Raw genomic sequence first — 12,709 nt, forward strand, 5'->3', positions numbered from 1 at the left:
TGTCGACAGATAACCGAGCGAGGGAGGAAGAAACGACTGCGGGCAGGGAAACGAACGAGACTGATGGAAGCAAGAGTTCGGGTAACGAAGAGCGGGCGGCACGTGCCGCCCGCTCTCGAATCTCGCGCCGGCACAAAATGACCGGGAAGAATTCATTTAACTAGTTGTTGAGTAGCTTCTGGATGCGCTGGACGCCCTCGAGAATATCCTCGTCCGCCATCGCGTACGACAGGCGGAGATAGCCGGAGGGACCGAAGGCCTCACCGGGAACAACAGCGACCTCGGCCTCTTCGAGGATGATCTCGGCAAGCTCGGAAGACGTGGTCGGGACGCGCCCGGCGATCTCTCGCCCAAGCACCTTCTCCACGGACGGGTAAGCGTAAAACGCACCCTGCGGGGTGGGGACCTCGAAGCCATCGACCTTGCGCAACTCGGCAACGATAAGCTGGCGGCGACGGTCAAAGGCCTCGCGGAACTCGGCAACGGAAGCCTGGTCGCCGGTGAGAGCCTGGAGGGCGGCTGCCTGGCTGACGTTTGCGACGTTCGAGGTCATATGAGACTGCATGTTCGTGGCGGCCTTAATGATGTCGGCAGGGCCGTACATCCAGCCAACCCGCCACCCCGTCATCGCGTATGTCTTGGCAACGCCGTTAAGAACAAGCGTCTGATTTGCGAGCTCGGGAACCTCGGCAAGAATGTACGAGTTCTCCAGGCCGTCGTAGGTCAGGTGCTCGTAGATCTCATCGGTAATGATCCAGACGCCGTGCTCGAGAGCCCACTCGCCAATCGCCTTCGTCTGCTCCTTTGAATAGAGAGCACCGGTTGGGTTCGAAGGCGAGCAGAACAGCAGAACCTTCGTTTTCTCCGTGCGGGCCGCTTCCAGCTGCTCGACGGTGACCTTGTATTCCTGGTCGGCTCCGGCGAACACCTCAACGGGAACGCCACCGGCTAGACGGATAGCCTCGGGGTAGGTGGTCCAGTACGGGGCGGGGAGAATAACCTCGTCGCCCTCGTCAAGGAGCGCGGCGAAAGACTCGAAGACGGCCTGCTTGCCACCATTCGTCACGATGATGTTGTTCGGGTCAACCTCAACACCGGAATCGCGGCGCGTCTTCTCCGCGATCGCCTGGCGAAGTGCCGGCTGTCCCTTCGCGGGGGAGTAGCGGTGATTCTTCGGGTCGCGAGCCGCGGTGATAGCGGCCTCGACAATATGATCGGGCGTGGGGAAGTCGGGCTCGCCGGCACCGAAGCCAATAACCGGGCGTCCGGCGGCCTTCAGGGCCTTGGCCTTAGCGTCGACGGCAAGGGTTGCAGATTCTTGAAGTGCGCCAAGCCGCGCGGATACGCGGCGCGCAGGTGTATTTGTACTCACCCGGTAATCTTTTCACGTCTTCCCCCGCATGTCTGCGCCCTATTACTCTATGGACACAGGTTTCTACCAGGATGGAACAATGACCACCAGAAAGGCGATGCCGGAGAGTGGTGAACGGCAGGCTCCGGGGTGTCGGAAGCTATCGACGCATGTTGGGGGATAGCTGGAACCTCTAGGGCCGGGTGAATTCTGCCGGCGGCGTCCACTGCGGCGTGACGAGGAGCTCCGCTCCCGCGCTGTCAGGGGTACTGCTATCGAACGATGCGCGATACTGTGGTCGATCGCGAGATCGCCGTACTCCATCACTAAGGAAGGTGCGGCCGAACGATGTCAGTGGGATGTAGCCCGTGATGCTCACCACCCTGGCGCCACCCGGTTCGACTTCGAGACTTCAGGGTATTAATGTTGGCAAAGGCGTGAGAACGTTCACTGGCTATTAACCGCTCGGGCGGGCATAATAGACAAGGCTTTCTCAGTCGTAGGGCAGTGGCGCAATTGGTAGCGCACCGGTCTCCAAAACCGGCGGTTGTGGGTTCGAGTCCCTCCTGCCCTGCCAGAGAAGGCGGTTCTTCGGAGCCGCTTTCTTTATCCCAACAAAGGAAGGACATGCGCGTGAGCGACGCATCAACCCAGGCCGGAGACGCCTCGCGCTCGCCCAAATCCGAGAAGAAGCTCGGTCTAGTGGCGCGCATCAAGCTGTTCTTCCGCCAGATCATTGGCGAGATGAAGAAGGTCGTCACCCCGACCCGTAAGGAACTGGGAACCCTGTTCGTCACGGTCATCGTGTTCGTGCTCATTATCATGGCTTTTGTAGGCCTGCTGGACGTTGTCTTTGCACGGCTAGCATTTTTGATCTTCGGCTAGGAAAGTAGGAAATCGTGTCGCAGGACGAGTCGATGAATTCCGAGGAGATCTCGGACGCTGTCGAGACCCCGGCGGAAGACGCTGCCACGGAAGCTCCTACTGAGGAGAATCAGGTCGAGGAAACTCAGGAGACCGCCGCTGAAGCGGACGAGACTGAGACCCCGGTCGAGGATCCGACCTCACCCGCCGCGATCCGTAAGCGCCTCAAGGGCCTTCCCGGCCGCTGGTACGTGCTCCACACGTACGCCGGTTACGAGAAGCGCGTCAAGCAGAACCTCGAGATCCGCACCAAGTCGATGAACATGGAGGAGTACATCTTCCAGGTCGAGGTGCCGATGGAAGAGGTCTTCGAGGTGAAGCGCGGCGAGCGCAAGCTCGTCACCCGCGTCCGCATGCCCGGATATGCCCTTGTTCGCATGAACATGGACAACGAGGCCTGGCGTACCGTGCAGGAAACTCAGGGCGTCACCGGCTTTGTCGGTAACGGCCGCGACCCGGTCGCTCTCACCGAGCCCGAGGTCATCAAAATGCTTACCCCGGTTGTTGAGGCCGAGGTTGCTCAGGAGCTCCGCTCTCAGGGCAAGCCCACGAAGGGCCAGCCCGCCGTTGTCTCCGTCGAGTTCGAGGTTGGCGAGAACGTCATCCTTACCACCGAGCCGTGGGTCGGTATGCCGGCCACGATCGATGCGGTCGACGCAGCAAACCAGCGCCTCACGGTGCTCATGACACTTGTCGGCCAGGAAACCCCGGTCGATCTGTCCTTCGGTCAGGTCAAGAAGGCCGACTAGAAGGAAACCAGGGCGGACCCCTCTGCCATTGGGTTCCGTCAACACTCAAGAAATAAGGATCATCATGCCTCCCAAGAAGAAGGTTGCTGGCCTGATCAAGCTCCAGATTCAGGCTGGCGCAGCTACCCCGGCACCGCCCATCGGTCCGGCTCTCGGTCAGCACGGCGTCAACATCATGGAGTTCTGCAAGGCCTACAACGCCGCGACAGAATCCCAGCGTGGAAACGTCATCCCTGTCGAGATCACCGTGTACGAGGACCGCTCGTTCACGTTCATCACGAAGACCCCGCCCGCAGCAGAGCTCATTAAGAAGGCTGCTGGCGTCAAGAAGGCTTCGGCCACCCCGCACACCGTCAAGGTCGGCAAGCTGACCAAGGACCAGGTGCGCGAAATCGCCGAGATGAAGATGCCCGACCTTAATGCCAATGACATTGAGGCAGCATCCGCCATCGTCGCAGGCACCGCCCGCTCCATGGGCATCACGGTCGAGTAATCGACAACCACAGAACTAGAAATCCGCAACCGCGGAATGTGGAAGGGCCTGCGCAGGTCCGCTAACCACAACTGCTAAGGAGAAAAGCAGCAATGGCAAAGCGCTCAAAGAACTACAAGAGGTCGGCGGAGAAGATCCACGCCGGCGAAGTTTACCACCCGAAGAAGGCCTTCGAGCTCGCCAAGGAGACGTCGACCGTTAAGTTCGACGCCACCGTCGAGGTCATGTTCCGTCTCGGCGTTGACCCCCGCAAGGCGGACCAGATGGTCCGCGGCACCGTCAACCTGCCCCACGGCACAGGTAAGACTGCCCGCGTTATCGTTTTCGCCACCGGCGAGCGTGCACAGCAGGCAATCGACGCTGGCGCTGACGAGGTCGGCGGCGACGAGCTTATCGAGAAGGTCGCAGCTGGCTGGACCGACTTCGACTCGGCTGTCGCAACCCCGGATCTCATGGGCAAGGTCGGCCGCCTCGGCCGCGTGCTCGGCCCCCGTGGCCTCATGCCCAACCCGAAGACCGGCACGGTCACGATGGACGTAGCGAAGGCTGTTAACGACATCAAGGGTGGACGCATCGAGTTCCGCGTCGACAAGCACGGCAACCTCGCCTTCATCGTCGGCAAGACCTCCTTCACCGCCGAGCAGCTCGTCGACAACTACGCAGCAGCTCAGGAGGAGATCCTTCGTCTCAAGCCGTCCTCCTCGAAGGGCCGCTACATTTCGAAGGCAACCGTCTCGACCACCATGGGCCCCGGCATCCCGCTTGATGCCACCAAGACCCGTGGACTGAACGAAGAGGACTGACCCTGGTCAGTTCACCAACGCCAGCCCCCGACCGTCAGGTCGGGGGCTGGCGTTTACCCGATTGGGGCATCGCCGGAATCCTCGCGTTGCTCTCGATTATCTGGTCAACCGTGGCCGCCTTAGCGGCCCCCGCCCTGTCCAACATTGGTGAATGGACGTACGTTGACTACGCCTACCGGATCTCGATCGGGGAACTGCCCGTCCAGGGCGACAATCTGAGCCCGTACACCCTTGAGACGTGGTCGTGTCGGGGCATGGATGGAGATATTCGCGGGGAGACCCCGCCACCGTGCGATGAGGTCACAGAGCGTCCCGTTACCGACTGGCCGCTCGAAGGCGAAAATTACAACACCTTCCACCCGCCCCTCTACTTCGCTTTCGCGGCCGGAGTCGGCAAGATAGCCGATACCGTGGGCATTGACTTCACCGACGGTGCGCGCTTCGCATCCGCACTGTTTGGTGCCGTGGGAGTAGCCGCACTTTATGGCGCCATTCGGTGCTGGGGCATTGGTAAGAGAAACAGTGCCGGAGCCACGCTCATTGCCATGAGCGTGCCAGCACTCGCACTGTCGTCCGTGATTGTTCACAACGATGCGGTGAGCATGATGGCGGGAGCCGCTGCTGTCTGGCTTGCGGCGAGAGTCGTTAAGCACGGCAACTACGGCTGGATACCGCCGTTCCTCATAGCGGCGGGAATATCGTTAACGAGAACAATGTCCGTCGTTGCGGTTCTCGCCGTGGGCGGACTAGCCATTCTTATGGGGCTGTTCCAGAAGGATCAGCGCGGCGCTCTCAAGCCCGGCTTTGCCATCGCACTTGGGACGATGCTGTCGTACGTGGCGTGGACCGTATTCCAGAATGGGCGTCGCCCCGAGGACTACGTTCCCTCAATCACCGGGTTATCGACCGATCCGTTCACTGCAGGGGACACCCTTGCTGTCATCAACACGATCGTGGGTGCGGGAGCCCCCTGGGGGCTCACGAGACCCTCCCGCGACTGGTACCTCGACCCGAGTCTCAACTCCTGGCTACTGGAGGGATGGAGCTGGCTGCTCTTTGCGGCCTTCCTGATCGTCGTTCCGGTCGGGATCTACTGCGCAATTAAGCGCACAGGAGCGCTCCGCTACCTGGGTATCCTCGTCGTCCTGCTCCCGATCCTCACCGGTCTCATCGTGCAGGCCCGCGAAATAGCTTCCGTGATCGCCTACTTCCGCGTCGTTCCCGGCCGATATGCGATCACGGCCGTGCCCCTCTACGTCGCTTTTATCGCGGCTCTGGCGCAGCAGAAAGACACTGTACGCTGGGTCCTTCCCGCGGCTGGTATGGCAGGCTATGCGGTGCTTCTCCTGTCCCCACTTCTGCCATAATTCGACATCAAATCGGACCCGTGGCAAGGCTGGCTGAGTCCTCGCGCACACTTCGGTCCATCCGCTTGGCAGATTGGGCCTGATCTCGTAATCTGGTATGTGCCGAAGACCGCCGGTCACCCGTGAGCCAGACGGGGTGAAATTCGTAAAGAAGCCAGCGCAGGTGAGTATAGAGCTTTCATGCCCCGTGCCGCCTGCACGGGGCATTTTTTATGAATTGTGGCCAGGCGGCACAAGTGGAAGGAGGCCCTATGGCAAGGCCGGATAAGAGCGAAGCAATCGCTGAACTTGCGGACCTGTTCCGTGAGTCGAGCGGTGCGCTCCTGACCGAGTACCGCGGTCTGACCGTTGAGCAGCTGAAGGACCTTCGGCGCGCAATGGGCGACAACGCCGAGTACAAGGTCGCGAAGAACACGCTCACGAAGATTGCCGCGAAGGAAGCCGGCGTTGAGGGCCTCGACGAAGAACTCGTTGGTCCCACCGCTATTGCCTTCGTCAAGGGCGACATCTCTGTCGTTGCTAAGGCGCTTCGTGACTTCGCTAAGGACAACGAAAAGCTTGTTATTAAGAACGGTGTTCTCGAAGGGGCAATCATCCCCGCAGAGGATGTCGCCAAGCTTGCGAACCTCGAGTCGCGCGAAGTACTGCTCGCCAAGGCTGCAGGTGCCCTCAAGGCATCGCTGTTCAAGGCTGCTTACGTTCTCCAGGCGCCGGTCACCAAGACCGTGCGCACCGTCGATGCCCTGCGCGAGAAGCAGGAATCCGCTGCCTAAGTTGGCGGCATAAACACAATCTGCTCGCGTAGCAGGAAGGAAGGAAGGCTAGCATGGCTAAGCTCACCCCCGAAGAGCTCATTGAGGCTTTCAAGGAGCTCACCCTCGTAGAGCTCAACGACTTCGTCAAGAAGTTCGAAGAGGAATTTGAAGTTACCGCTGCTGCTCCGGTTGCTGCTGTTGCAGCCGGTGGCGCTCCCGCCGCTGGTGGCGAGGCTGCTGCTGAGGAAGAGAAGTCGGACTTCGACGTCATCCTCGCAGAGATCGGCGACAAGAAGGTCCAGGTCATTAAGGAGGTCCGTGCACTCACGTCGCTCGGCCTCAAGGAAGCCAAGGACCTCGTTGACTCCGCTCCCAAGGCTGTCCTTGAGGGTGTCGACAAGGAGGCCGCTGACAAGGCCAAGGAGGCCCTCGAGGCCGCTGGCGCCAAGGTTGAGCTCAAGTAACTTGTTGACTCATTGAGTCACACTTGAAAGTGCCGGGAAAGGTAATCCTTCCCCGGCACTTTTGTGTGGGTCGTGGAGACGAGTATTTGGGTTGTGGAGATGGGCTCGTGGAGTGTGCTGACTACTTGGTGTCGGCCAGTGCGAGCCGAAGCCTGCCGTCTTTCCCTGCGAGGACTTGTTCGGCCATTGCGGGGCTGATGGAATGGGTGAGCATTGTGGCTGCGACCTTGACTCGCCACTGTGCTACCACGAGTGTCTCCAGCGCAGTTTCCTCGCTAGCTCCGGTGATGCGAGTGACGAGGTTGATTGCGCGTTCACGCAGCTTCTCGTTGGTCGGGGAGACATCGACCATGAGATTGCCGTATGTCTTTCCCAGCTTGACCATGGTGGCGGTGGTCAGAATGTTGAGCACGCGCTTTTGCGCTGAACCAGCCTTGAGCCTGGTTGATCCCGCGAGGACTTCCGGGCCGACGGGAACCTCGATGGGAATATCGACCAGGGAGCCCAGCTTGGAGCCGTCGTTGTTGGAGATGCCAACAGTCGTGGCTCCGGCCCGCTGTGCGGCCTGGACCGCACCCAGAACGTAGGGCGTGCGCCCCGACGCTGTGATGCCGACGACGACGTCACGATTGGTGATTGAATGGGCGAGGAGATCTTGCGCCCCTGCGTCGGCGTCGTCCTCGGCCCCCTCAATGGCAGTGCGCAGGGCATCATCGCCCCCGGCAATAATTCCGATGATGTCATCGGGGTGGGAGGAAAAAGTTGGTGGGCATTCAGACGCGTCGAGAACCCCGAGCCGTCCGGACGTTCCTGAACCGATGTAGATGAGCCGACCGCCCGACGTCATCCCCGTGACAATTGCGTCGATTGCCTGGCCGATCGCAGGTATTGCCTTGTCGATTGCGAGCGTGACAAGCGATTCGGCCCCATTCATCGCCGTGGCGATCTCCGTGGGCGATAAGGTGTCCAGGTTCGAGTAGGCGGGGTCGATGGTCTCGGTAGTCCGTGTGTGAGCTCGCAATGAATGGTCGGTCATCATGTCTCCGTTCTTGTTGATTGGGAGCCGGCCCTTTATCGTTGTAGGTAACTGACCAAAATGAAGTGTATTACGAAAGTATCTTACATGTTACGTGTTTGGTCCAGGATTATTGCTCGATACCAAAAAGATTTGAGGAACGAAATGGCGACGACAGTGCGGTCTGCGCTCGAAAGCGTGGATGAGTGGAGCGACGAAAAGCTCGTAGGGCAACTGTTTTGCGTGGCGAGCGGCAGGCATGCCGCGCAGAATGTCATGGGGTTTGGCTCCGCTGACGGGGCGAGTGCCGAGGAACTCCATGCGGAGCTGCGGGACATGATCGATCAGTACAAACTTGGTGCGGTTATTTACTTCCCACCCGGTGGGGACCATGAGCCCGTCGAAAACATTCGCACCACCATGCTCGACCTGCAGACGGCAGCCGATGTGCCGCTACTGATTTCGACCGACCAGGAAAATGGCACCGTCGCTCGCGTGCGGGTGGGTGCGGTTCACATGCCCGGGGCAATGGCCCTCGTGGCAACCGGGGACCGCGACCTCTGCGCAGAGGTGGGGAGGGTGACTGCGGAGCAATTGAGGGCGGTGGGTATTCATCAGAACCTCGCACCCGTGGCCGACGTGATGATGGTGGCAGATAATCCCGGCGTGAATATTCGGACCACTGGGTCCGATCCGCGTGTTTCGGCGGAATATGTGTCGACCTTCGTAAAAGCCCAAGGGGCGAACGGACTTGCGTCAACCCTCAAGCACTTTCCCGGCTACGGGAGCGCGCGGGTGGATGCGCACTTTGATCTTCCGTCGATTCCCGTATCCCGAGAAGAGTGGGACAGGACCGAACGGATGCCGTTTGAAGCGGCAATCCGCTCGGGTGCCGAGGCGGTCATGCTCGGCCACGTGATCTTTCCCGCCCTTGACCCGGATAACGCTGCGACATTCTCGAAGCCGATTGTGCAGGGGGTGCTGCGCGAGGATCTGGGCTTTGATGGCGTTATCGTGACCGATGCCATGGACATGGGTGGCGCGGCCAGACCGGAAGGCCCCGCCGAGGCATGCGTGTCGGCGCTCCTGGCGGGAGTCGATCAGGTCCTCATGCCGAGTGATCTACACAGCGCATACGCCGCGGTGCTGGACGCGGTACGTAATGGGAGGCTCGATCGTGAGCGCCTGCGCGAGTCCGCTCGGCGGATCCTCCGCTTGAAACTCAAGGTGGGACTCGACGACAGTGACATTCCCGGCCTTGATGTCTTTTCGTCCGAACGTCACAAAGAAATCGCGGAGCGAGTTGCTCGAGCATCGCTCACCGTTCGTGATGCCGAGGTCTTTTTCCCACTCGAGCAGCCGGCGTCGGTGCTCATCGCACACCCGGGCATTGATCCGCAAAAACGCGGGGTGAACCCCGGTGAGGTCCTGAAGGGCATGCTGGAAGGTGCTGGACACGATGTGCGGGAGGTGCTGTGGGGCGGTAGTGAAGCCGAGGGAGGACCGTGGAGCAACCCCGATCTCAATGTCAGCCAGGCGGTGCTCATTCTTCGTGATGCGTGGAAGGATGGCGTCGACGTTGCCGGGGTGATTGACGGGCTTGTCGGTGCGGGAATTAGCGTGACAGTGGTTGCCATCCGCTCTCCGCACGATGGGGTCGCGGTGCCCTCGGGTGTGCCTCTCCTGTACACCTACGGGGACAACGGCAGTGCGGTTCGGGCCGCGGGGCGGGTGCTTGTCGGTGATGAGGTCCCGACCGGCAGATGTCCGATGCCGGTGCCGTCGACTGGGAGCCGGACGCAATCGTGAGGGTGCTGACGGGCCTCGAACGCCTCCTTGCCGATCCGACTCTGGTGCCGGGAGAGCGCTGGGCGCTCCTGACGAATGACACGGCGGTGACCGCCGACCTTGTGAGTGCAAAGAATGCGCTGAATGGGACGGGACAACTCCGTGCCCTTCTCGCGCCCGAGCACGGCTTGCATGGAACGGCGCAGGCAGGCTTCACGGAACAGGATGCGACAGATTCTGCAACGGGCCTGCCCATCATCGATGTGTACGCCGCCGAGAGCTCGGATATTGCCAACGCTCTCCGTGAGATGCGTGTGGATGCTGTCATTGCCGATATTCAGGATGTGGGGACGCGGTACTACACCTATGCCGCGACCGTCATCGATGTCATGACCGCGTCTATCCAGGCCGGAATCCCCTTCTATGTCCTCGATCGCCCCAACCCGCTCAACGGGGTGACGAGAGAAGGTCCGGGCCTCGAGCCGGACTTTGCCAGCCTTGTGGGCAGGTTGGATGTCCCGATTCGGCACGGACTGACCCTCGGTGAGCTCGCCCAGCACGCTGCGCGGAGCGCCGGGATTCAATTGCCGTCGGTTATTCGGATGGAGGGGTGGGGCCGGTCCATGACGTGGGCGGACACCGGGCTGCCGTGGGTGATGCCTTCCCCGAATCTCCCCACGACGGATACGGCGCTCGTGTACCCCGGCACTGCTCTCTTCGAGGGCACCACCCTGTCCGAGGGGCGTGGGACGACCCGACCATTCGAGATCGTGGGGGCGCCGTGGCTCACGGCGAGCTACGCCGCCTCCCTCAACGCCCTTGGCTTGCCGGGAGTGGCGTTTCGCGAGGCACGGTTTGTTCCCACATTCTCGAAGCACCGCGGTGAGGTGTGCGTCGGGGTCCAGGTCCACGTGCTTGATCCAGGTCTCTTTGAGCCGGTTCGCACCGGCGTTGAGATGCTCATGCTGGCCGCGAACCTAGGGGAGGGGTTTGGGTGGCTGACGCCGCCCGATATCGGTCTTGGGGCACAGCACTTCATTGACAAGTTGTGGGGGGCATCGTCTCTTCGGGAGGCCATCCCGGGTGCCCGCCAAGTGTCGGACGTCATGGCACCCATTACTCGGGGAAACATGGGCGAACTCCTGTACTGAAGAGTTCTTCCATGCTCGTCTAAAACCGACTTTGTAAGTAAATAACATTTCTGCTTGATTATTCGAAGGTAATAAACCTACCATTTGAGTGGGCGCTCGGACGCTTGTGGCCGAACAAAGAAGTTCGAAAGGAAAATTATGTCATCACGACGAAATACTCTTCGACGGTTTGCCGCCGTTGCTGCGGTAGCAATGATCGGGTTGGTTGGTGCCTGTGGAGACACGGGTAACGATACTGGCGACTCGACCAATGGTGAGGTTAAGGATGGCCCCACCCTGACCGTGTGGGCAGGATCGAATATCCCGATCGTTGCCAACTTCAACCCGTATTCCCCGACGGCTCTACATGGTGCACTCGGTGGGGTTTACGAGCCGCTCTTCCTGTACAACAAGATCCAGGACGTGGACCCGATCCCCCTTCTGGGTGAGGAAGCTACCTGGAATGACGATGGTACAGAGCTGGAAATCAGCCTCCGCGAGGGAGTGAAGTGGAACGATGGCGAGGACTTCACCGCCGACGATGTTGTTTACTCCTTCACCAATGATGCGGTGCAGCTGGACTTCATTGAGTCCGTGGAAGCAGTCGATGGAAACACGGTGAAGTTCACCTTCACAATCCCGTCTTTCCGAAACGAATATTCGCTTCTTGGTGCCACCTACATCGTTCCTGAGCACGTCTACAGCGACCTGGACGACCTCGTCACCTTCGCTAACGATGACGCACCCGTCGGTACCGGCCCGTTCATGGTCGATTCGGCGACCGATGCTGGATACACGATGGTGGCAAACGAGAACTACTGGGACACGGAGCGTCCGTCCATCGACCGAGTACAGTACCTCGGTATTGATGGCGCAGCTTCTGCCGAATCTCTGCTGAAGTCGAAGGAACTCGACTACACGACCATGTTCGCCCCGCAGCCCGACTCCATCATCAATGCGGCCGACCTGGGCTACCTAAACGTGACCTCCCCGAACCCCACCGTGGGCCTCATTTGCTCGAACGCGGAGCTTGGCTGTCAGGGCATGCAAACCGATAAGGCCGTGCGTCAGGCACTGAGCGTCGCGATCGATCGCGGTGAAATCAACGAAAAGGCATACTACAACCTCGCTCAGTTGGGTTCGCCGGCCTTCGTCCAGCCTGGACGTGATGACGCCTGGGTAGCCGATGGTATCGATACTCTCAACCCGGAGGATGCTCAGCCGGAGGAGGCCAAGAGGATCCTGGAAGAAGCTGGGTACACGATGGGCTCGGACGGCTATTTCGAAAAGGACGGTCAGAGACTGTCGATCAAGATCGAAACCGTTGAGGGCTGGTCTGACCAGAACGCCGCTGCCGACCTCATGACCGCGCAAGCGAAAGATGCCGGTATCGAACTCATCAACAATACGATCACGCAGGACCAGTACTCCGATCGACGGATGACCGGTGACTACGAGATCTTCCTCGGTGCGCTCTTCGGAACCCCGACCTCGGATCCGTTCCAGATCTACCGCAACTCCTTTACAACGGAGTTCACGCAGCCGGTTGGAACTCAGCTTGAGCCGACCCAGACGAACTATTCACGCTACTCGAATCCCGAGGTTGACGCGGCGATTACTGCCGCCGCAGCCACGAATGATGAAGAGGAGCTGAAGGAGCTCTACGCCGAGGTGCAGCGTCACATCGTCGAAGACGTGCCGTACCTGTCGCTGTTCCACGCTGGTTCGCAGACTTTCTACAACCAGACGAACTTCACGGGATGGCCGAGTGAAGACGACCTGTACGTCTTCCCCGCTTCTTGGGATGGCGCATCTGCCGCCTACGTACTCTCCTCGCTGGAGTACGCCGAGTAGTTGATAGAGGTGGGTG

Annotated in this window: 12 protein-coding genes and 1 tRNA gene; 11 read left to right on the plus strand and 2 right to left on the minus strand. The window is 60.3% G+C overall.

The window, feature by feature from the left end:
- Positions 1-160: 160 nt before the first annotated feature.
- On the minus strand, positions 161-1,372 hold the full coding sequence (locus tag ACTHUY_RS01805; protein WP_441654604.1) for a pyridoxal phosphate-dependent aminotransferase: 1,212 nt from the start codon (positions 1,370-1,372) through the stop codon (positions 161-163).
- Positions 1,373-1,852: 480 nt separating this feature from the next.
- Here ACTHUY_RS01805 and ACTHUY_RS01810 point away from each other — a divergent pair.
- From ACTHUY_RS01810 to rplL, 8 genes are all read left to right on the plus strand, one after another.
- Positions 1,853-1,928 (plus strand) — tRNA-Trp (locus ACTHUY_RS01810).
- A 56-nt stretch (positions 1,929-1,984) separates the two neighbouring features.
- The gene (gene secE / locus ACTHUY_RS01815; protein ID WP_164719658.1) at positions 1,985-2,236 is read left to right on the plus strand and encodes a preprotein translocase subunit SecE; all 252 of its coding nucleotides are present in this window, start codon (positions 1,985-1,987) and stop codon (positions 2,234-2,236) included.
- A gap of 14 nt (positions 2,237-2,250) precedes the next feature.
- Positions 2,251-3,024, plus strand: coding sequence for a transcription termination/antitermination protein NusG (gene nusG / locus ACTHUY_RS01820; protein WP_441654605.1), 774 nt, complete (start codon positions 2,251-2,253; stop codon positions 3,022-3,024).
- Between the two features lie 64 nt (positions 3,025-3,088).
- The gene (rplK, locus tag ACTHUY_RS01825) at positions 3,089-3,517 is read left to right on the plus strand and encodes a 50S ribosomal protein L11 (RefSeq protein ID WP_126702840.1); all 429 of its coding nucleotides are present in this window, start codon (positions 3,089-3,091) and stop codon (positions 3,515-3,517) included.
- A 92-nt stretch (positions 3,518-3,609) separates the two neighbouring features.
- Complete coding sequence (gene rplA / locus ACTHUY_RS01830; protein WP_126702841.1) at positions 3,610-4,320, plus strand: 50S ribosomal protein L1; 711 nt, start codon at positions 3,610-3,612, stop codon at positions 4,318-4,320.
- 110 nt (positions 4,321-4,430) lie between these two features.
- On the plus strand, positions 4,431-5,687 hold the full coding sequence (locus tag ACTHUY_RS01835; protein ID WP_441677435.1) for a glycosyltransferase family 39 protein: 1,257 nt from the start codon (positions 4,431-4,433) through the stop codon (positions 5,685-5,687).
- A gap of 251 nt (positions 5,688-5,938) precedes the next feature.
- Positions 5,939-6,460: a 50S ribosomal protein L10 gene (rplJ, locus tag ACTHUY_RS01840; RefSeq protein WP_126702843.1), complete on the plus strand. Its 522-nt coding sequence runs from the start codon at positions 5,939-5,941 to the stop codon at positions 6,458-6,460.
- Positions 6,461-6,513: 53 nt separating this feature from the next.
- Positions 6,514-6,906, plus strand: coding sequence for a 50S ribosomal protein L7/L12 (gene rplL / locus ACTHUY_RS01845; RefSeq protein ID WP_126702844.1), 393 nt, complete (start codon positions 6,514-6,516; stop codon positions 6,904-6,906).
- A gap of 121 nt (positions 6,907-7,027) precedes the next feature.
- Here rplL and murQ read toward each other — a convergent pair whose 3' ends face one another.
- A complete protein-coding gene (gene murQ / locus ACTHUY_RS01850) occupies positions 7,028-7,945 on the minus strand; it encodes an N-acetylmuramic acid 6-phosphate etherase (protein ID WP_441655322.1) in 918 nt (305 codons plus the stop codon).
- Between the two features lie 141 nt (positions 7,946-8,086).
- Between murQ and ACTHUY_RS01855 the strand changes: the two genes are divergently transcribed.
- The 3 genes from ACTHUY_RS01855 (at position 8,087) to ACTHUY_RS01865 (ending at position 12,693) form a co-directional block, all read left to right on the plus strand.
- Positions 8,087-9,730, plus strand: coding sequence for a glycoside hydrolase family 3 protein (locus ACTHUY_RS01855; protein WP_441677437.1), 1,644 nt, complete (start codon positions 8,087-8,089; stop codon positions 9,728-9,730).
- Positions 9,685-10,860, plus strand: coding sequence for an exo-beta-N-acetylmuramidase NamZ family protein (locus tag ACTHUY_RS01860; RefSeq protein WP_126702846.1), 1,176 nt, complete (start codon positions 9,685-9,687; stop codon positions 10,858-10,860). The genes ACTHUY_RS01855 and ACTHUY_RS01860 overlap by 46 nt, the downstream gene beginning before the upstream one ends.
- A 138-nt stretch (positions 10,861-10,998) precedes the next feature.
- Positions 10,999-12,693 (plus strand): ABC transporter substrate-binding protein, encoded by a 1,695-nt coding sequence (locus tag ACTHUY_RS01865; RefSeq protein ID WP_441677439.1) that lies wholly within the window; start codon positions 10,999-11,001, stop codon positions 12,691-12,693.
- Positions 12,694-12,709 lie beyond the last annotated feature (16 nt).

It is taken from the genome of Flaviflexus sp. (assembly GCF_052087705.1).
Lineage (GTDB): Bacteria > Actinomycetota > Actinomycetes > Actinomycetales > Actinomycetaceae > Flaviflexus > Flaviflexus ciconiae.

Coding starts and splice junctions, on each gene's coding strand:
- rplK (WP_126702840.1), top strand. CDS start 3,089: ATGCCTCCCAAGAAGAAGGTTGCTGGCCTGATCAAGCTCCAGATTCAG.
- rplA (WP_126702841.1), top strand. CDS start 3,610: ATGGCAAAGCGCTCAAAGAACTACAAGAGGTCGGCGGAGAAGATCCAC.
- rplJ (WP_126702843.1), top strand. CDS start 5,939: ATGGCAAGGCCGGATAAGAGCGAAGCAATCGCTGAACTTGCGGACCTG.
- rplL (WP_126702844.1), top strand. CDS start 6,514: ATGGCTAAGCTCACCCCCGAAGAGCTCATTGAGGCTTTCAAGGAGCTC.
- murQ (WP_441655322.1), bottom strand. CDS start 7,945: ATGATGACCGACCATTCATTGCGAGCTCACACACGGACTACCGAGACC.
- ACTHUY_RS01855 (WP_441677437.1), top strand. CDS start 8,087: ATGGCGACGACAGTGCGGTCTGCGCTCGAAAGCGTGGATGAGTGGAGC.
- ACTHUY_RS01860 (WP_126702846.1), top strand. CDS start 9,685: ATGTCCGATGCCGGTGCCGTCGACTGGGAGCCGGACGCAATCGTGAGG.
- ACTHUY_RS01865 (WP_441677439.1), top strand. CDS start 10,999: ATGTCATCACGACGAAATACTCTTCGACGGTTTGCCGCCGTTGCTGCG.